Genomic DNA, 19,862 nt, shown 5'->3' with positions numbered 1-19,862 from the left:
AAATGAGCAAGATCGCAAGCAGCGCCAGAATTCATCCGATGTCGGTCGTCGAGGATGGCGCCGAGATCGGTGAAGGCGTTGTTATCGGGGCATTTTGCTGCGTGGGACCGAAGGTCGTACTGGGCGCGAATGTCGAACTGGCGAGCCACGTCGTCGTCACCGGACGGACCACAGTTGGCGAAGGCACGAAGATCTTCCAGTCTGCCGTGATCGGTGGCGATTCCCAGAGTGCCAAGCATAGCGCTGTCGATACGACGCTGGAAATCGGCCGCAACTGCATCATCCGCGAAGGCGTGACCATGAACACCGGAACGGTTGAGCATGGCGGCCGCACGGTGGTCGGCGATAACTGTCTGTTCCTGACCTATTCCCACGTCGCACATGACTGCCGCGTTGGCAATCATGTCATCATGTCCAATAATGTCATGCTGGCCGGTCACGTGACTGTCGGCGACCATGCCATTATCGGTGGCGGTGCGGCCGTGCACCAGTTCACCCGGATCGGCCGCAACGCCTTTATCGGCGGCCTGTCGGCGGTGTCCTATGATGTCATCCCCTACGGTATCCTGAATGGCAATCCGGGTCTGCTCGAAGGGCTAAACGTTGTCGGCATGAGCCGGGCCGGCATCGACCGCAGCGTCATCCATCGCGTCCGTCATGCTTACAAGGCGATCTTCGAGGCGGAAGGTTCGGTGCGCGACAACGCCGCGGCGATCCGCAGCGAGTACGAAGACTGCCCGCAGGTGGTCGACATCCTGGATTTCATCGCTGCCGAGGCCGACCGCGCGCTGTCGACTCCATCGCGCCGCCGCAAGGGCTGAGGCGCTATGGTCGCCGGCCAGACAAATGCGTCCGGCAGGTTGGCGATCATCGCCGGCGGCGGCCTTCTTCCACATTATCTGGCTGCGGCCGCCAGGCGGAACGGCGAAAATCCGTTGATTATTCAGTTGCTGGAAGAAGCCGCTCCGGAATGGTCCGGATTCCAGGTCGAGCGCGTGTCCGTCGGGAACGTCGCCGGCCTTCGTCAGCTGTTCGCGCGTCATGCGATCTCGCGCGTCGTTCTCTCCGGCTCCGTCAGCCGCCGGCCCGATTGGCGGCAGATTCGCCCCACGCTCGGCTTTCTCTCCCGGCTGCCATTCGTGTTCAGGACACTGCGGCGGGGCGGCGACAACGCCGTTCTGGAAATGGTGATCGATCTTCTGGAGGCACTCGGCTGCCAGGTGGTCGGCGCGCATGAGATCGCGCCCGATCTCCTTGCTGCGCCCGGACCTGTCGGTACGCTGCTGCCGGATGCGGAAGCGAAGGAAGATATGCGCGTCGCCATCGACGCCGCCCTGCAACTGGGCCGACTCGATATCGGCCAAGGGGCGGTGGCCGTCGGGGGCAGGGTTGTCGCGCTCGAGGGGCCGGAGGGGACCGACGCGATGCTGGGGCGCGTCGCCGAATTGCGCGCCAGCGGCCGCATTTCACAAAGACGTAAGGGCGTGCTGGTCAAGCTTGCCAAACCGCAGCAGGATGAGCGCGCCGATTTGCCGGCGATTGGTCTTGCAACCTTGAGAAATGCCTCGCTGGCTGGCCTTTCCGGCGTTGTCGGCGAAGCTGGACGGTCGCTCATCCTGGATCGCCCCGATCTTGTGCGAATCGCCGACGAGACCGGCATGTTTGTCTTTGGCGTGGAAATTCCCCGCCTGGCGTCCGTGGAGGCGTGATGAGCAGACCTCTTAAACTGGCGGTGATCGCCGGTGAAGTCTCAGGTGACATTCTGGGCGCGGATCTCGTCGCGGCGCTTCGTCGCTCCGGTCGTGCCGTCGAACTTGTCGGCGTTGGCGGCGATCGGCTTCAGCGTGAGGGGCTTTCGTCGCTGTTCGACTTTTCCGAACTCTCGGTCATGGGCATTGCCGATGTGCTTGCAAAGCTGCCCTCACTTGTGAGCCGGATTCGCCAGACTGCCGCCGCAGTCATCGCCGCGCGTCCGGATGCCTTGTTGATCATCGACAGCCCCGACTTTACCCACCGCGTCGCCAGGCGCGTCCGAAAGGCGTTGCCCGCACTGCCGATCGTTCAGTATGTTTGTCCCAGCGTCTGGGCGTGGAAAGAGTATCGCGCCGAAGCTATGCTCGCTTATGTCGATCTGGTTCTGGCGGTCCTGCCTTTCGAACCTGCCGTCATGCGGCGCCTTGGGGGACCGAAAACGGTCTATGTCGGTCACCGGCTTGCAGCCGACGAAGATATTCTGAAGGTTCGGGCTGCACGGCAGGCGCGTGTCCCCGGAACGCCGCCGACCATTCTGCTCCTGCCGGGCTCGCGAAGCTCGGAAATCAAGCGACTTGCCGACGTAATGGGCGAGGCCGCAGCACAGATCGTGGCTCGTCATCCGGACGCGAAATTTCTGTTGCCGGCTGTCGGGCGCCAGCAAAACCTTATCCGGCAAAAGATCGCCGGCTGGAGCGTCACGCCAGAATGCGAAGTCGGTGAGTCGTTCAAGTGGCACGCGTTTTCGCGCGCAGATGCGGCCATTGCCGCGTCGGGCACGGTGATTCTCGAACTGGCCATGGCGGGTGTGCCGGCCGTTTCGATCTACCGGGTTGATCCGATCATCAAGCTGTTGATGAGCAGGATTCGCATCTGGAGCGCCGCGCTGCCCAATCTGATTGCCGATTATCCAGTCGTCCCGGAATACGTCAATGAACTCCTGCGCCCGGGCTCACTCGTCCGCTGGGTCGAGCGGCTGATGGCTGATACGCCGCAACGCGCTGCGATGCTTTCCGGCTACGCGGACGTCTGGTCCAGGATGAATGTCGAGAAGCCGTCCGGCGAGCTGGCGGCTGCCGCCGTTCTGGACCTTCTGGACCGCCAGTCCGCCCATTGACTGTGTGCCGCACGGCGGCTCCAGGATCAGGCCGTCAATCCTGGCCCCGTTGCACGATCATCTTTTCCATCAGGATGGCGCGCGATGTCCGACGCTCGCCGTTATACGTGCTTTCTTCGCCGGTCAGCTGAAAGCCCATTTTGTCCAGAAGCCGATCACGGGGTTACTCTCCACCACCGCTAGCCTGACCCTTCGTGCGTTAAGCGCATCGCGAGCGAAACATTCTGCCGTGAGCCATAAGGCCTTGCCCAAACCGCGTCCCTGCAGGGGTTCGCGAATCGCCAGAAGACCGACGAACACCGTGCCGGGCGCAGGATAGTCAGCAATCATGTCGACAAGTCCAACGATCCATTCGTCGTTTTTCGCAAGAAAGGCATGTTTCTTGTTGCGAGGATGGCCGGGCGGAATCGCGTTGAAAAAGGCATATGCTGCATCTCGCCTTTTCGCGACGCCGTCTGTATCCGCCGAATATCGGCGCAGTTCTTCAAAGACAGCATCGACATCATCCAGAGTGTCGGGATCGACGGGCAAGAGGGATATATCCGCCTTGTCCAAGGTATCTTTCTGAACTTTCATCGCGAGGCTCCCGTCGACTTCGGCGGACCAATGCTGAACACAAAAAAAGCCGGCACAATGGCCGGCTTCTGATGCTGTTGATCGAGGGCGCTTAGCGCTTCTCGACCTTTACATAGTCGCGCTTGGCTGCGCCCGTGTAGAGCTGGCGCGGACGGCCGATGCGCTGCTGCGGGTCTTCGATCATTTCGTTCCACTGCGCGACCCAGCCGACGGTGCGGGCGAGCGCGAAGAGAACGGTGAACATGGTCGTGGGGAAGCCGAGCGCACGCAGCGTGATGCCCGAATAGAAGTCCACGTTCGGGTAAAGCTTCTTCTCCACGAAGTAGGGGTCGTTGAGCGCGATCTTTTCGAGCTCGAGGGCAACCTTCATCAGCGGATCGTCGCCATGGCCGGTGGCTTCCAGCACTTCATACATCGTCTTTTGCATGATGCGGGCGCGCGGGTCGTAGTTCTTGTAGACGCGGTGACCGAAGCCCATCAGGCGGAACGGATCGTTCTTGTCCTTGGCCTTGGCGATATATTCCGGAATGCGGTCAACCGTCCCGATTTCCATCAGCATGTTGAGAGCCGCTTCATTGGCGCCGCCATGGGCCGGGCCCCAGAGGCAGGCAATGCCGGCCGCGATGCAGGCGAACGGGTTCGCACCCGACGAGCCGGCGAGACGAACGGTCGAGGTCGATGCGTTCTGCTCGTGATCCGCATGCAGGATGAAGATGCGATCCATGGCACGGGCCAGAACCGGGTTCACCTTGTATTCCTCACACGGCACTGCGAAGCACATGTGCAGGAAGTTGGCGGCGTAATCGAGATCGTTCTTCGGATAAACGAAGGGCTGGCCGATATGGTACTTATAGGCCATGGCGGCGATCGTCGGCATCTTGGCGATCATGCGCAGCGAAGCAACCATGCGCTGGTGCGGATCGGTGATGTCGGTCGAGTCGTGGTAGAAGGCCGACAGAGCGCCAACCGTGCCGACCATGACAGCCATCGGGTGGGCGTCGCGGCGATAGCCGGTGAAGAAGCGGCTCATCTGCTCGTGAACCATCGTGTGGCGCGTCACGCGCGTGTCGAAGTCCTTCTTCTGCGCAGCGGTCGGGAGTTCACCGTAAAGCAGCAGGTAGCAGGTTTCGAGGAAGTCGCCCTGCTCGGCCAGTTGCTCGATCGGATAGCCGCGATGCAGCAGAACGCCTTCGTCGCCATCGATATAGGTGATCTTGGATTCGCAGGATGCCGTCGAGGTGAAGCCGGGGTCATAGGTGAACATGCCGGTATTCTTGTAGAGAGCGCCGATGTCGACGACGTCTGGCCCGATCGTGCCCTTTCGGACCGTCATGTCCGCCTTCTTGTCGTCGAGTGAGAAAACCGCATTATCGGCCATGTTTGCCTCCGGGAGTTCGATGATAGCCACGGCGAATGCCGTGGGCACTGAATGAGACTATGGCGAATTTGCTATCCGATTTATGAAGCCCTGCCAAGCACTCCTTGGGGTGAATTGTGCACGCGCGAAATCAACTTTCGGAAGTTTTCTTGTTGGCCTGTCGCATTTTCAAAGAAGCGTTTTCCTTTCAATCGATTAAAAACAAGGCACTGAAAATTCGGCGCTTTTTTTCCTTTCTGAAACGGCACTTGCGTCCAGCTCGTTCAGGTTGCAAACTCTTGCGGTGACGGGGGTCTGGGGCGGCAGCGTGGAGGTGGATAACGACATTCTGGATCTGGATGATGCGCCGCAGCGACGGCGCACGGGTCAGGTTGCGCCGAAAGCTTTGAGCCCCGTCTGGTACCGCTCCTCGGGCCCGGAAAGCCAGTGGCGAAGGTGGCATCCGGGCCGCATCAGGTCGCGCTTGACCAGCGCCTTCATGACTGCTTTCGAAGAGGAGGTGGCCTATGGTCATCTCTTTCTTTTATATCCTGTTTTCATGATAATGGGGGCGGTGTGGTGGTTTTCGCAGCCATTGGAACCGCCCGTGATCCGGCTTTGCGCCTGGGCGGCGGTCCTGTTGCCGATGGCCTTTCTCACCCGCCACGCCGCGCCTCATATTCAGCTTCCGATACGGTTTGCCATCTTTGCACTGGCAGGTGCCATGGCAGCCTGGTTCCAGACGGCGCGGTCTGAAACGGTTGTGATAGACAGTCCGATCTCCACGATGATTACGGCGCGGGTTATCGATGTTGAAATGCGCGAGGCGGGCCGTTGGCGCTATACGGTCGAGATACTTCAAACCGAGAAGCCCCGACTCAAACGTCCGCCGAATGCGGCGCTTCTGGGTGTGCGCGGGCAGGGGGCAGCCTTCCCGCCCGGCACGGTGATCAAGGGGCTCGTCCGCCTGCAACCGCCCGCCGGGCCGGCGATGCCCGGATTGAACGACTTCGCCTTCAGCAGCTATTTCAACGGCATCGGCGCTATTGGCGGTTTCATGGGGGCTCCTCATGCGGTCGACGCTCAGCAACCGGAGCGTGGAACCTTCGACGCGCGGTTCGAGGATTGGCTTTCGGCTCTGCGCAGCGCGATCAACCAGAGAATATTGTCCGTCCTGCCCGGCGACATCGGCGCCTTTGCCAGCGCACTCGTGACCAACGACACCGCCGCCTTTTCCAAGGAGGCCCTGGAAGCGCTGCGCATCTCGGGCCTCGCCCATGTCTATTCCATTTCCGGTCTGCACATGGTGCTCGCCGCGGGGATTTCCTTCGTCGGCCTGCGCATGATCTTCAGCCTGTTTCCCGGATTTATACAGACCCGCCCGGCCAAGGTCTATGCTGCGCTGGGCGCGATTACGGCAAGCGGTCTTTACCTGCTGATATCTGGAATGCCGGTTCCCGCCGTGCGGTCCTTCATCATGCTGGCGGTGGGCATGGGAGGGGTGATCGCCGCACGAACCGTGTTAACGCTTCGAAGCGTTGCGCTCGCCACATTCGCCATCGTGATCGTGTCGCCCTCCAGTGCATTAGGTCCGAGTTTCCAGATGTCGTTTGCCGCTGCTGCCGCGCTCATCTCCGGCTATTCGCTCTGGCGGCTGCGGCCCGCAGAGTTCCGCCGATTCAGCGGAATTCCTTTTTACGCAACCGTGCTCCCCGCCATTCGCGCGGTCGGCGGCGTCATGCTCACGTCGGAAATCGCAGGCATCGCGACCGCGATCTTTTCCGTGACGCATTTCCAGCGTCTGACACTGCTGGGTACGCTCGGTAATGTCGCGGCCATGCCCTTCATCTCATTCATCGTCATGCCTGCCGGCTTTCTGGCCGTTCTCCTGATGCCCTTCGGTCTGGATTACTATCCTCTCATTGTCATGGGATGGGGCCTTGAGGGAACGATGGCCGTTGCACGTCTGGTCTCGTCGCTCGGCGGCGACATCGGAACAGGGCAGATGGCGTCCTGGGTTCTGCCTGCGGCAAGTCTAGCCTTCGTTCTGGCAATCCTGCCGCATAGCAGGCTGTTCAGGCTGATCGGCGCCGGTCTTTTCGTCAGTGTGCTGGTTCTGATCATCGCCTGCGGATCGGCACGGCGGCCCGACCTCGTCGTAGCAGAGACCGCCGATCTGGTTGGTATCCGGTCAGCGCATAGACTGGCCCCAAATTCGACCCGCCCTCCGACATTCATCATGGATCAATGGGTTCGGGCGCTGGTGGCGCAGGAAGTCGCGAAGCCGGAACAGGCCGCCAAGCTTGTTTTGGAGCGCGAAGGCCCACGAAAACCGCTGACCGAGGCCGACGAATGGACGGTGGAAGACGCCATGGAGGCGGCAGGCAAGGCCGTTGCACCGGGAAATTTTCGCTGCTCGGGCCGAGACTGGTGCATCGGCAAACTCGCCGACGGGCTTCTGGTCGCAACCTTCAGCGATTTCGCCTTTCAGGGACCGGCATGCCGCCAGGCCCAGATCGTCATTGCCGCCGCGTTCTTGCGCCAACCCACCTGCGAGAAAGGCGAGGCTCAGCTGTTTGACCGTAACGCGCTGCGGCGACGTGGCGCGCTGGCATTTTATCTGGAAAGGCCACCCGGCAAGTCACCCGATCTGTCCCGAGCCGACATCGCCACATCCTATCGCGTCGTCGGGGCCCTGGAGGGCCGGGACAGGCCATGGCTTCACCATCGCTATTACGACTGGAGAAGCAATTCCTACCACGCCCCCTTCCAGCCAGATCAATGATAGCGGCGGATCAAGCCGACCAGCTTTCCCTGTATCTTGACGCGATCGGGCCCAAAAATGCGCGTTTCATAGGCCGGGTTAGCAGCCTCCAGCGCAATGGAAGCACCCTTGCGACGAAACCGCTTCAGCGTCGCTTCCTCATCATCGATGAGAGCCACCACAATTTCGCCGGGGCTCGCATTGGATGTGTTGCGGATAATCACCGTGTCGCCGTCGAGAATCCCGGCGTCGATCATCGAGTCGCCTTTTACCTCCAGCGCATAATGCTCGCCATTGCCGAGCATCTGCGATGGCACGGCAATTTCATGCGTGTTGTTCTGGATCGCCGAAATCGGTACGCCGGCGGCGATACGTCCCATGACGGGTACCGTGACGCTCGCATCGTCATTGGCGGGCAACTGCACCTTCGGCGGTTCGGGCGCCTTGCCAAGGCTTCCTTCGATCACGCTTGGCGAAAAGCCGCGGCGTGGTTGCAGGCTGGCGGTATAGGCCTCTGGCAGCTTGATGACTTCCAGCGCCCGCGCCCGGTTCGGTAGTCTGCGAATGAAGCCGCGCTCTTCGAGCGCCGTGATCAACCGGTGAATGCCAGACTTGGATGCCAGATCCAACGCATCCTTCATCTCGTCGAAAGAAGGTGGAATTCCGGACTCCTTCATCCTCTCATGAATGAAAAGGAGCAGTTCCTGTTGTTTGCGAGTCAGCATGGGTGCACCCCGAGGGAATCAAATGAAACAAATCCAGAACAGACACTATATGTTCCAGTTGTGTTCCGCAAGGTGCTAAGCTTCGATTAAAAATGGTGATGTTGTGATGAAAAAAATGAGGCACGACTGACAGGCGCCCCAGGGCCGCAATTTGGACACCCGCCGTGTGTGCGCAGCTCGATGCGGTGAGGGCTGGACAAGGTAAGGCTTGGCGGATGGGGTGGGATTCGAACCCACGGTACGGTCTCCCGCACGCCGGTTTTCAAGACCGGTTCCTTAAACCACTCGGACACCCATCCTCCGATCGAACGGTCGGGCCATGAACTTCCGGTCAGTTGAGCCGGGTACACCTGCGCGAAACCGCTGCCGGTGGTTCGCGGCAGCACATACGATCTTGAGCGGCTTTTAACATTTTTGTCTCCCACGTCAACGTGTTCCGCCAATGGTCGGTTGCCGTCGCCAAATCTCTCGGCGTTCAGGGAAGAATGGCGAAGCATGATCCGCCATTCTCCATGGGGCAAGTGTCAGGCGCTCTTTTGGATCACGGTCGTGACGGGGTGCGGCGGTTGGGAATCCGGAATGCCGAACTCGACATTGCGTTTCTCGTAGCCGAAGCCCGCCAGCAGCGCCACGGCGGCCGCGACGGCGATTGCCACGCTGAACAATGCCAGGGCGTAATCGCCGTTCCAATGCGCGGCGAGTGTCGTCTGCAGGGTGGCATTGCCTGAGGCGAGCAGATTGCCGAGCTGGTAGGCAAAGCCGGGAAATGTGCCGCGAACCTCATCGGGTGACAATTCGTTCAGGTGAACCGGAATAACGCCCCAGGCGCCCTGGACGAAGAATTGCAGCACGAAAGCACCTGCCGCCAGAAGCACAGGTCCCGGCGCATAGACCCAGAACCATGCCGCAGGAATTGCAAGCAACGCTGCAATCACGATCGCCTTGCGCCGGCCGATGCGCTGCGAGAGGCTTCCGAAAAACAGGCCGCCGCAGATCGCGCCAATATTGTAGACGATGGCGATCGCTCCGGTGGTGTGGCTGTCATAGCCGCGCTGCGCCTCTAGGAAAGTCGGGTAGATGTCCTGGGTGCCGTGGCTGAAGAAGTTGAAGGCCGTCATGAGGATAACCGTCCAGATGAACAGCGGCACATTGTTTTTCAGAACCGTCATGAAGGGTTTCTGAACCTGTTGCTGACGCTTCAAAAACGCCGGCGATTCCTCGACATTGCGGCGGATATAAAGAACAAGCAGCGCGGGCAGGGCGCCGACGAAGAACATGCCGCGCCAGCCGATAATCGGATAGAGCAGAAAGAAGACGATGGAGGCAAGCAGGTATCCCGCCGGATAACCTGCCTGTAACAGGCCTGAAACAAGGCCGCGCGCCTGCGGCGGAACCGTTTCCATGGTCAATGAGGCACCGACGCCCCATTCGCCGCCCATTGCGACGCCGTAAAGCAGGCGCAGCACGATGAACATCGTCAGCCCCGTCGAAAAGCCGGAGAGCAATTCGAGCAGCGAATAAAGAAGAACATCGACCATGAGGGTGAGACGACGGCCGTAGCGGTCGGAGGCCAGCCCGAAGAGGAGCGCACCGATCGGCCGCATGGCGAGCGTGAGAAAGATAGCGATCGATACGGCAGGAATACTCGTATTGAATTCCTTCGCGATGTCCTTGATGACAAACACAAGGATGAAAAAATCGAAGGCATCGAGCGTCCAGCCTAGAAAGCTGGCAATCACTGTATTCCGCTGCGATGGTGTGAGAATACGAAGACTTTGCATGGGTGTCATGAGGAGCTCCTCCCACCGGCGGGGCCGAAAATCGGGAACCGTCGAATACGTTATTGTAAGGCCTCCTTATTACGGGCGGAAAGGTGATTTGTTCCGTGGCGCGGGTGAACTTTTTGTCGCAGCCCGCGCTTCTGTCGGTTGCCTTTGGCTGAGGTCGATCGAGAGCGCATTTTCAGCGCGGCATGCAGGAGTGTCGGGGATGCGCCGGAGCATGATGTGGCGGCCGGTGCGGCAATGTATGCCGGCGTGTTGGCGCTGTTGCCAACCACAAGGGCTCCCTTGGCCGCGCCGGGGTTCCGCTATGCTTCTCTCTGCAGCAGTATATCGCAAGCAAAGTAACGATTGGTTAACCATAACGCAAAAGATAGCGCCTCTGTTGCTCCTTTGCTTGGGCAATTGGCCCTTTTCCTGTCATGATTAAGGAACAGTTAGATTAAAAAGCGGCATAAGCCGGTGGCGCGGGACAGAGTGCGTCGTCGACTGACCCGCAAACGTTTTTGTACTGAGTAGCGTTGCAAGGGGACAATCAGGTATGGTGGATCGCCGCGTCAAAACGGGACTGCGTCTGCTTACGCTTTCTTTGGCCATGGGGTCGCTTGCAGCATGCGGGACGACGACCGCAACGAAATCCTCATCCAGGCACGGCAAGGAATATTTTGCTGAGTCGAAATATGGCGTGAAGGCCAGCCCGCGCGTTGTATTTCATGGTCCGGTCCCCAAGGGCGGCGGGCGCGACATGGTCGGCAAGCCCTATGTCGTGAAGGGGCAGGTCTATTACCCCAAGGAAGACCGCAACTATGACCGCGTCGGCTTTGCCTCCTGGTATGGCTCCGCGTTCCACGGTCGCTATACGGCGAACGGCGAAATCTATGACACCAGCGCCCTGACTGCGGCCCACCCGACATTTCCGCTGCCGAGTTATGCGCGTGTCACCAACATGACTAATGGCGCCTCGATCATCGTCCGCGTCAACGACCGCGGGCCCTACGAGCGCGGCCGCATCATCGACCTTTCCAGCAAGACGGCCGAAATGCTCGACATGAAGGGCCATGGCACGGCGAAGGTGCGCGTTCAGTATGTCGGCCGCGCGCGCATGGACGGACAGGATCAGGCCTTCCTCATGGCCTCCTATGTTCCGAAAGGTAGCCGCTTCATGCCGAGCCAGGTTGCCCCTGGCGTGATGGTCGCGTCCAACGATACGAGATTGCCTCCTGGTGCTCTTCCGCGCTCCATGACGTCGATCTCGCCTTCGGTTCCGATGCCCAGGGCGATGCCGGTGGTCGCGCCCGTCCAGAAGCGCGCACCGGCGCTGGCTCTCGGTGAGCCGATGGAAGCGCCGATCCCGTTCCAGGTCCAGTCTTCCGGCTTCGTTCTTCTGCCCGAGGTCGGTCCGGTGCCGCGCATCCGCCCCGGTTCGATGGAGCTTGCTTCCGGCCGGCAGCGGAGTCTTGCCTCCGGCTATGTCAATACCGAAGAACATACTGGCGCTAACGCACCTTTCCGGGCATTGGTCGCAGAGACGTATGAACTGAATGCGGACAAGATTCGCGCATCCTATATCGGCGATAACGGCGGCTGAGGCGGAGCGACTTCGGGCCGTCTTGCAGAAATGTAACGGGGCGGCAACGATGAAAAACCGGGCAAAGGCTGCGACCCTCCTGACGTTTGTCGTCGGGCTGTTGTGGTGCGGGCTCTGTGCTGCGCTCGCCGGCGAGCCTATTGCGACCAAGGCCAAGCAGGCCTTCATGATCGAGGCCGAGACCGGCACGATCCTTCTGAACAAGAAGGCGGATGAGCCTGTTCAGTCAGCTTCCCTAATGAAGCTGATGACGGCGGAATATGTCTTTCATCTTCTCAAAACCAATGAGTTGACGCTCGATAGGGAATTTCCGGTTTCGGAATATGCCTGGCGCACGGGCGGCGCGCTGTCGCGTACGTCCACCATGTTCGCGGCCCTGAAGTCGCGCATCCGCGTTGAGGATCTGCTCAAGGGAATGATCGTCCAGCAGGCCAACGATGCCTGCATCATTCTCGCCGAGGGCATTTCCGGCAGCGACGCCGCCTTCACGGAAAAGCTCAATGCGCGGGCAAAGGATATCGGTCTGAAAAAATCGAACTTCGCCAATTCCTCCGGTCTGCCGGATGAACGCAACCGCATGACGATGCGCGACCTGGTGATTCTGTCGCGCGACCTTCACGGTAATTATCCCGATTACTTCCCTTATTTTGCCATTCGCGATTTCGAGTGGAACAAGATCAAGCAGCGTAACAGGTTCCCGCTTTTTGCCAGCGTAGAAGGCAGCGATGGTTTCGCGACAGGCTATTCCGAAGAGGACGGCTACGGGATCGTTGCCACCGTCGAGCGCAACGGCGTACGGCTCTATCTGGCCATGAGCGGATTATCGAGCCCGAAAGAGCGCGAGGACGAGGCACGAAATGTGCTGGAATGGGGCCTGAGCGCCTTCGAGAAGCGGCAGATTTTTGCGGCCGGAGAGGTGATCGGCGACGTGCCCGTCTATGGCGGCGCTGATTCGCATGTGGCCGTTGCCGCAAAAACGCCGGTTTCGATCTTTCAAGACAAGAGACTGCCGGATCGCCTGACCGCGCGCATTGCCTATGACTGGCCTTTCAGGGCTCCGGTGGAAAAAGGCGCGAAGGTCGGCGCGCTCAGGCTGTACAATGGCGAGGAAGTGCTTCAGGAAGTGCCTGTGTATGCGCAGAACGACGTGCGCGGCGGATCGCTCACGGCACGTGCTCTTGACGCGGTGTGGGAGCTCCTGTTCTTCTGGCTCTGATGATTGCATGGCGGGCGATGAAAGTCCGATCGGGAAAAGGCTTTGGCGGCAAACAACGGATTGTTCGTGACATTTGAAGGCGGCGAGGGCGCCGGTAAGTCGACGCAGATTCGGCTGCTGGCGGAGCGTTTGCGCAGTGCCGGTTACGATGTGATCATGACCCGTGAACCGGGCGGCTCGCCAGGCGCCGAAGCCGTGCGCCATGTCATTCTTTCCGGTGCGGCAGAGGAATTCGGTGTGCGCATGGAGGCGATCCTGTTTGCCGCCGCCCGCAACGATCATGTCGAAGAGCTGATCAAACCGGCGCTCGCCGCAGGCTCGGTCGTACTCTGCGACCGCTTCATGGATTCGTCGCGCGTCTATCAGGGCGTCACCGGCAATCTGCCGCATGATTTCGTCGCCAATCTCGAGCGTGTTGCAATCGATGGCACCATTCCCGATTGTACGATCATCTTCGATCTTCCTGCCGAAGTCGGTCTTGCGCGGGCACGCAAGCGTCTCGATGCGATGGATGCAGACGCATCGCCTGACCGTTTCGAAAAGGAAGAACTCGAGACGCACAAGACGCGGCGTGAAGCATTTCTGGACATCGCGGCGGCCGAGCCTTTCCGCTGCCGCGTGGTCGATGCCTCCGGCCACGTGGAGGCGATCGCGGAAGCGGTTTACAGCATCGTGGAACCCATGCTGCCCATTCGGACCCGCGCCACCAGCAGCCGGGCGAGTGCTGCCCGATGAGCCATGCCGAAGACGGCATTCTGGACGGCGCACGCCCTCCGGCGGAGAGCCTGTCTCTCTTCGGTCATGATGCGGCGCTGGGCTTCCTTGGCCGCGCCTACAAGTCGGGAAAGAGCCACCATGCCATCCTGATCGAGGGACCTGAAGGGATCGGCAAGGCGACGCTCGCCTTTCGGTTTGCCAATCATGTACTGGCCTACCCGGACCCACAGTCCGCGCCTGAAGCGGTTTCGCCACCCGATCCGGCCTCTGTCCATTTTCGTCAGGTCGCGTCGGGCGCGTCGCATAACTTGATCCATCTGACCCGGCCCTTTGATGAAAAGGCCGGCCGGTTCAAGAGCGCGATCACCATCGATGAAGTGCGGCGGGCAGGGCGATTCTTTGCGCAGACATCGGGGTCGGACAATTGGCGGATCGTCATTGTCGATACGGCCGACGACCTCAACCGAAACGCCGCCAACGCCATCCTGAAGATGCTTGAGGAACCGCCCAGGCGCGCCATGTTTCTGGTGCTGTCACACGCGCCGGGCAAGCTCCTGCCGACGATCCGTTCGCGCTGCCTGCCGCTGCCTCTGCGGCCGCTTTCCGACCCCGATCTGGAACGCGCGCTGAAGGGGCTCGGCTTCGAGATCAATCCGCAAAGCCGCGACGCCCTGTTTACTCAGGCTGGCGGCAGTGTGTCCGAAGCGCTGAAGCTGGTGAATTACGGTGGGCTGGATATCCTCAATGCCTTCGAAAAGGTGCTTTCCCAGGCGCCGGGCGGCCAGCAGAGGCAGGACCTGATCAAGCTCGCCGACGCGCTATCAGCAAAAGGCGGCGAGACGATCTTTACATTCTTTACCGACAATCTGATCCGGCGTATCGAGAGTGATGCCCGCTCGGCGGCGTTGAACGGCGACATTGCCGGTGCCGCGCGCCTATCGGAGCTGTCTTCCGCGCTGAAGGAGCGGATCAATACATCCGTGGCCTACAATCTGGATCGCAAGCAGATCGTGATGAACGCGGTCGAATCCTATCTCTTCGGCTGATTCAGAAGAGCATCTTGAGGCCGGCGGCAGCCAGTACGGCCGCAAGTACCGGGCGCAGGTACTGATCGGGCAGGCGGGGCGCCAGAACGCTACCGCCGATAACGCCGGGGATAGAGCCCAGCAGTAGCGCTGCCAGCATCAATGGTTTGACCTCGCCAAGATACCAGTAGCCCGCACCGGCAATCAGCGTTAGCGGTACGGCATGGACGATGTCAGATCCGACCAGATCGCTAAGTTTTAGGTACGGATAGAGGATCAGCAGGATCGTGACGCCCATGGCGCCTGCGCCCACCGACGAGGCCGTGACCAGGACACCCAGCGTAAATCCGAGGATGGTCGTGGCGATGGCGCGCTGCCGTTCGGTCAGCGGCACGCGCTCACGCTGGATATTGAGCGATAGACGCACGATCAGGGGCCGCAAGGCGAGCACCACCGCAACGAGGACCAGAACAACACCCAGGATCAGCGTCAGCAGTTTTGTCTGGGCGCCGTGATCGACGCCTGAGATGAAGTAGAGCGTCAGCGCGGCGGCGGGAACGCTGCCGACGGCCAGGTTCCGGACGATCTTCCAGTCGATCGTCCCTTTCCAGCCATGAATACCGGTTCCCACGATCTTCGTTGCGGCTGCAAAGAGGAGGTCCGTTCCGACCGCCGAGGCCGGATGCACGCCAAAGACCAGAACCAGGATCGGCGTCATCAGCGAACCGCCGCCCACGCCCGTGAGGCCGATCAGAAAGCCGACGACAAGGCCGGAGAGCGAATAGAGAAGATCGAAACTGTCGGTCGGGCCCAGCGGCTCACCCTCCGGAGACGTTGCCGGCGGGGAGCCGGCCTCTGCATTTATGCGGCACTGGATAGCGCCAGCGGGTCAGGCATGTCAACGTATGGTATGCCCACCTCAAAACGGTGGTTTCGTTTGAGCGGAAACTGGTTTAGAAGCCAAGCCAACGTTTCAATGCAGATATCAAGACATGACCGAACAAGAGCGCTTCTATATCACGACCCCGATCTTCTATCCCAACGGCGCACCGCATATCGGGCACGCCTATACGGCGATTGCGACCGACGTGATGGCACGCTTCCAGCGCCTGGAGGGCCGCGAGGTTCGTTTCCTCTCCGGCACGGACGAACATGGCCAGAAGATGCAGCAGACGGCGGAGAAAGAGGGCATCACCCCGCTCGCGCTCGCCGACCGCAACTCGGCCGTCTTCCGCGACCTCCTGAAGCGCCTGAACTGCTCGAACGACGACTTTATCCGCACGACCGAAGAGCGTCACCGCATTGCCGTGCAGGCACTGTGGAAAAAGATGGAAGAGCGAGGCGACATCTACCTCGCCACCTATGGCGGCTGGTATTCCGTGCGCCAGGAAGCCTATTTCGACGAGAGCGAAACGACCGTTGGCACCGATGGCGTCCGCCGCGAACCGCTCGGTTCGCCGGTCGAATGGGTGGAAGAGGAAAGCTATTTCTTCAAGCTCTCCGCCTACGGCGACAAGCTCCTGGCCTATTACGAGGCGCATCCGGAATTCATCGGCCCGTCCGAGCGCCGCAACGAGGTCATCTCCTTCGTCAAGTCCGGCCTCAAGGACCTCTCGATCTCGCGCACGACCTTCAACTGGGGCATCCCGGTTCCCGGCAATCCGGCCCATGTCATGTATGTCTGGGTCGATGCGCTGACCAACTACATCACAGCGGCCGGCTACCCGGACGAAAACGCTCCGCTCTGGAAGTTCTGGCCTGCGATCCACATCATCGGCAAGGACATCATCCGTTTCCACGCCGTCTACTGGCCCGCCTTCCTGATGTCGGCCGGTGTCGATCTGCCGAAGCGCGTCTACGCCCACGGCTTCCTTCTCAACAAGGGAGAGAAGATGTCGAAGTCGGTCGGCAATGTCGTCGATCCGTTCAACCTGATCGACCATTTCGGCCTCGACCAGATCCGCTATTTCTTCATGCGTGAAGTCTCCTTCGGGCAGGACGGCAGCTATAGCGACGACGCAATTGCCACCCGCATCAACTCCGACCTCGCCAACGGCATCGGCAACCTTGCCAGCCGCTCGCTGTCGATGATCTTCAAGAACTGCGATGGCAAGATCCCGGAATGCGGCCCGCTGACGGACGAAGACAAGGCGATGCTCGCGCATATCGACGGCGTGATCGACGTGGCGCGCACCGAGATGGGCAATTTCGCCATCCACAAGGCTGTCACCGCGATCATCGCCGCCGTTGCCGAGGGCGACCGCTACTTTGCCGGCCAGGAGCCCTGGGCGTTGAAGAAGACCGATCCGAAGCGCATGGAAACCGTGCTTTACGTCACCGCCGAAACCGTGCGCCAGATCGCGATCCTTCTGCAGCCCTTCATGCCGACTTCGTCGGCGAAGCTGCTTGATCTCGTCGCCGTGCCTGCCGATAAGCGCGGCTTCGATGCCCTGGGCAGTGCCGGCCGCCTCGTTTCCGGCACGGCAATAGACCAGCCGACACCCGTCTTCCCGCGTTATGTCGCGCCGGACGCCACGGCCTGAACGGAGAACTTGCGCGGATGCTGATCGACACCCATTGCCATCTCGATTTCGCCGACTTCGCCGATGAGCGCGACGCGCTGGTCGCGCGGGCTGGCGAAGCCGGCGTCAAGCAGATGGTGACGATCTCCACACGGATCGGCAAGTTTGATCAGGTGAAGGCCATTGCCGAAACCTATGCGAATGTCTTTTGCTCGGCCGGCACACACCCGAACAATGCCGCCGACGAACCGGATCTGCCGATGGAGGCTTATCTCGAGGCGGCGCGTTACGAGAAATGCGTCGCCATCGGCGAAGCCGGGCTTGACTATCACTACGACTATGCCACGCCCGAGGTTCAGAAGGCGGTTTTCCGTCGGCAGATCGGAGTCGCACGCCAGACCGGCCTGCCGCTTGTCATCCACGCCCGCAGCGCCGACGAAGACATGGCGGCGATCCTGCGGGAGGAGATGGAGAAGGGGACCTTCTCCTTCATTCTCCATTGTTTCTCTTCGGGCCCCGAGCTTGCCCGCGTCGGCGTCGATCTTGGCGGCTACATCTCATTCTCTGGCATCCTGACCTTCCCGAAGTCGCAGGATCTGCGCGACATCGCAGCGACCGTTCCGCACGACCGGCTTCTGGTCGAGACGGATGCGCCCTATCTTGCGCCCAAGCCGTTTCGCGGCAAGCGCAACGAGCCCGCTTACGTGGCCCATACTGCAGCTGTTCTGGCCGAAACGATCGGCCTCAGCATTGAGGAAGCCGCGCGGCTGACGACGGAAAATGCCTTTCGCTGCTTTTCCCGGATGACGAGGATCTGACGGCGTGGCGGTCGTGCGACGGTTCACCATTCTTGGCTGCGCCTCTTCGCCCGGCGTCCCGCGCATCAATGGCGACTGGGGTGCCTGCGATCCACTCAATCCGAAGAACCGCCGGACCCGTGCGGCGCTTCTCGTCGAGCAGATCGGCGATGACGGCGGCAAGACCACCGTCGTTATCGACACCGGCCCGGATTTTCGCGCCCAGATGGTGGCTGCCGGTGTTGCGCGTATCGACGCCGTCATCTACACGCACGCTCACGCCGATCATCTGCATGGCATTGACGACGTGCGCGGATATTTCCATGCGCAGCGGCAGCGCATTCCCATCCACGCGGACGCGGCCACAATGGAGCGCATTCGCACCGGCTTTGGCTATTGCGTCGAGACACCGGCCGGCAGTAATTATCCGCCGATTATCGAACCCTTTCTGATCGAAACGCCCGATAGTCCCGTCACCATCACGGGTGCCGGCGGGCCCATCACCTTTCTGCCCGTGCTTCAGGTGCATGGCGATATCATGTCGCTCGGCTTCCGCGTGGGGGACTTCGCCTATTGCAGCGACGTCAGCGATTTTCCTGAGGCCTCTTGTCACAAGCTCAAGGGACTCGATGCGCTGGTGATCGATTGCCTGCAATACAGGTTCCATCCAAGCCATCTGTCGATGGAACAGGCGCTTTCCTGGATCGAGCGCTTTGCGCCGCGCCGCGCGATCCTCACCCATATGCACATCCCGCTCGATTACGCGACCGTGATGGCGGAAACACCGCCGCATGTGGAGCCCGCCTATGACGGGCTCCAGGTGGAGTATGATGTGACCGAAAGCCTTAACGGGTGAAATAGGGCGCGAGATTTTTCCGGACGCGATCCAGAACGGGGGCTTCGACCGTCGAAGGATCGAAGGCCTTGCCGGTGATCGCCTCGAACGCCTTCATATAAACTGCAGATGTCTCGCGGATCAGTTCGGCCGGAATTTCCGGGATATCGTCCTTGTAAGGATCGCAGCGTTCATTGACCCAGGCGCGGACGAAATCCTTGTCGAAGCTTTCCGGCCGCTCGCCCGCTTCGAATCGGGCCGGGTAGCTTTCGGCGATCCAGTAGCGGCTCGAATCCGGCGTATGGATTTCATCGGCCAGAATGATCTTGCCGTTCTCGTCGGTGCCGAATTCATATTTCGTGTCAACGAGGATAAGCCCTCGCTCCGCCGCCATCTGCTGGCCGCGCGCGAAAAGCTTCAGCGCATAGTCCTTCAGCGTCGCCCACTGCTCGGCGGTCAAAAGACCGCGGCTGACGATCTCGTCCGGTGTCAGAGGCTCGTCATGGCCGCCGTCGAAAGCCTTGCTGGTCGGCGTGATGATGGCCTCCGGAAGCTTCTGGTTCGGCTTCAGCCCGTCGGGGAGCGTGATGCCATACATCGCGCGCTGGCCCATCTTGTAGAGCGTGAGGATCGAGGTGCTGGTGGTGCCGGCCAGATAGCCGCGCACGACGATTTCGACCGGCAGGATGTCAAGGCGCTTGCCGATGACGACATTCGGATCGGGGTAGTCGATGACATGGTTCGGGCAGATGTCGCCGGTCTTGTCGAACCAGTAACGCGCGATCTGCGTCAGGATCTGCCCCTTGTAGGGTATGCAGGTGAGGATACGGTCAAAGGCGCTCAGTCGGTCCGTCGCGATGATCACGCGGCGATCGCCGGGCAGATCGTAGTTTTCACGCACCTTACCCTTGTAGTGGTTCGGCAGTTCGGGGATCGTGGCGTCGGCAAGGACGGGCATATCGGCCATGGGACTAGCTTCCGGGTTTCGCCGGTTGCCCGGCAGCGCTTGAAATGCGGTTCTCGCCAACGCTCTAACGGTCCGAAGGCATCAGTTCAAGCATTGCCTCCGGAACACGCACAATCATCCGCA

At 60.7% G+C, this 19,862-nt stretch carries 16 protein-coding genes, 1 tRNA gene and 1 pseudogene; 11 read left to right on the top strand and 7 right to left on the bottom strand.

Annotation, left to right across the window (positions count from 1 at the left end):
• The first annotated feature begins 2 nt into the window (after positions 1-2).
• The 3 genes from lpxA to lpxB are packed head-to-tail and all read left to right on the top strand — an operon-like array spanning position 3 to position 2,869.
• Positions 3-821 (top strand): acyl-ACP--UDP-N-acetylglucosamine O-acyltransferase, encoded by an 819-nt coding sequence (lpxA, locus tag LQK83_RS04450; protein ID WP_230836041.1) that lies wholly within the window; start codon positions 3-5, stop codon positions 819-821.
• Between the two features lie 6 nt (positions 822-827).
• Complete coding sequence (locus LQK83_RS04445) at positions 828-1,709, top strand: LpxI family protein (protein ID WP_230836040.1); 882 nt, start codon at positions 828-830, stop codon at positions 1,707-1,709.
• The gene (gene lpxB / locus LQK83_RS04440) at positions 1,706-2,869 is read left to right on the top strand and encodes a lipid-A-disaccharide synthase (RefSeq protein ID WP_442966698.1); all 1,164 of its coding nucleotides are present in this window, start codon (positions 1,706-1,708) and stop codon (positions 2,867-2,869) included. The genes LQK83_RS04445 and lpxB overlap by 4 nt, the downstream gene beginning before the upstream one ends.
• Positions 2,870-2,992: 123 nt before the next feature.
• Here lpxB and LQK83_RS04435 read toward each other — a convergent pair whose 3' ends face one another.
• Together LQK83_RS04435 and gltA are read right to left on the bottom strand one after the other, a co-directional pair.
• The gene (locus tag LQK83_RS04435) at positions 2,993-3,445 is read right to left on the bottom strand and encodes a GNAT family N-acetyltransferase (protein WP_230836038.1); all 453 of its coding nucleotides are present in this window, start codon (positions 3,443-3,445) and stop codon (positions 2,993-2,995) included.
• A 91-nt stretch (positions 3,446-3,536) separates the two neighbouring features.
• The gene (gene gltA, locus LQK83_RS04430) at positions 3,537-4,823 is read right to left on the bottom strand and encodes a citrate synthase (RefSeq protein WP_230836037.1); all 1,287 of its coding nucleotides are present in this window, start codon (positions 4,821-4,823) and stop codon (positions 3,537-3,539) included.
• A gap of 586 nt (positions 4,824-5,409) precedes the next feature.
• On the opposite strand from gltA, the gene LQK83_RS04425 reads away from it, so the two are divergent.
• Positions 5,410-7,587, top strand: coding sequence for a ComEC/Rec2 family competence protein (locus LQK83_RS04425; protein ID WP_230836036.1), 2,178 nt, complete (start codon positions 5,410-5,412; stop codon positions 7,585-7,587).
• Here LQK83_RS04425 and lexA read toward each other — a convergent pair.
• The 3 genes from lexA to LQK83_RS04410 form a co-directional block, all read right to left on the bottom strand.
• Complete coding sequence (gene lexA, locus LQK83_RS04420; protein ID WP_230836035.1) at positions 7,581-8,291, bottom strand: transcriptional repressor LexA; 711 nt, start codon at positions 8,289-8,291, stop codon at positions 7,581-7,583. The genes LQK83_RS04425 and lexA overlap by 7 nt on opposite strands.
• 209 nt (positions 8,292-8,500) lie before the next feature.
• Positions 8,501-8,590 (bottom strand) — tRNA-Ser (locus LQK83_RS04415).
• Between the two features lie 225 nt (positions 8,591-8,815).
• A complete protein-coding gene (locus LQK83_RS04410) occupies positions 8,816-10,081 on the bottom strand; it encodes an MFS transporter (protein ID WP_230836034.1) in 1,266 nt (421 codons plus the stop codon).
• Between the two features lie 532 nt (positions 10,082-10,613).
• On the opposite strand from LQK83_RS04410, the gene LQK83_RS04405 reads away from it, so the two are divergent.
• Genes LQK83_RS04405 through LQK83_RS04390 form a run of 4 tightly spaced genes read left to right on the top strand, consistent with a single transcriptional unit; the run spans position 10,614 to position 14,639 of the window.
• Entirely contained in the window at positions 10,614-11,660 is a 1,047-nt protein-coding gene (locus tag LQK83_RS04405) for a septal ring lytic transglycosylase RlpA family protein (protein ID WP_442966697.1), read from the top strand.
• Positions 11,661-11,709: 49 nt separating this feature from the next.
• Positions 11,710-12,876, top strand: coding sequence for a D-alanyl-D-alanine carboxypeptidase family protein (locus tag LQK83_RS04400; RefSeq protein WP_230836033.1), 1,167 nt, complete (start codon positions 11,710-11,712; stop codon positions 12,874-12,876).
• A 42-nt stretch (positions 12,877-12,918) separates the two neighbouring features.
• Positions 12,919-13,611, top strand: coding sequence for a dTMP kinase (gene tmk, locus LQK83_RS04395; RefSeq protein WP_230836032.1), 693 nt, complete (start codon positions 12,919-12,921; stop codon positions 13,609-13,611).
• The gene (locus tag LQK83_RS04390) at positions 13,608-14,639 is read left to right on the top strand and encodes a DNA polymerase III subunit delta' (RefSeq protein ID WP_230836031.1); all 1,032 of its coding nucleotides are present in this window, start codon (positions 13,608-13,610) and stop codon (positions 14,637-14,639) included. Before tmk ends, LQK83_RS04390 begins: the two co-directional genes overlap by 4 nt.
• 1 nt (position 14,640) lies before the next feature.
• Here LQK83_RS04390 and LQK83_RS04385 read toward each other — a convergent pair whose 3' ends face one another.
• A complete protein-coding gene (locus tag LQK83_RS04385) occupies positions 14,641-15,432 on the bottom strand; it encodes a sulfite exporter TauE/SafE family protein (RefSeq protein ID WP_269065268.1) in 792 nt (263 codons plus the stop codon).
• A gap of 166 nt (positions 15,433-15,598) precedes the next feature.
• Between LQK83_RS04385 and metG the strand changes: the two are divergent.
• From metG to LQK83_RS04370, 3 genes and pseudogenes are all read left to right on the top strand, one after another.
• Positions 15,599-17,161: pseudogene (metG, locus tag LQK83_RS04380) on the top strand (methionine--tRNA ligase); the annotation flags it as partial.
• Positions 17,162-17,178: 17 nt separating this feature from the next.
• Positions 17,179-17,958: a TatD family hydrolase gene (locus tag LQK83_RS04375; protein ID WP_230836028.1), complete on the top strand. Its 780-nt coding sequence runs from the start codon at positions 17,179-17,181 to the stop codon at positions 17,956-17,958.
• A gap of 4 nt (positions 17,959-17,962) precedes the next feature.
• Positions 17,963-18,793, top strand: coding sequence for an MBL fold metallo-hydrolase (locus LQK83_RS04370; RefSeq protein WP_230836027.1), 831 nt, complete (start codon positions 17,963-17,965; stop codon positions 18,791-18,793).
• Here the strand turns inward: LQK83_RS04370 and LQK83_RS04365 are convergent.
• Complete coding sequence (locus tag LQK83_RS04365; protein ID WP_230836314.1) at positions 18,783-19,730, bottom strand: phosphoribosylaminoimidazolesuccinocarboxamide synthase; 948 nt, start codon at positions 19,728-19,730, stop codon at positions 18,783-18,785. The genes LQK83_RS04370 and LQK83_RS04365 overlap by 11 nt on opposite strands.
• Positions 19,731-19,862 lie beyond the last annotated feature (132 nt).

Source organism: Rhizobium sp. C1 (assembly GCF_021026335.1).
Classification (GTDB): domain Bacteria; phylum Pseudomonadota; class Alphaproteobacteria; order Rhizobiales; family Rhizobiaceae; genus Ensifer_A.
Note: the sequence above shows the minus strand (reverse complement) of the source record. Positions and strands in the feature narration are given on the sequence as shown.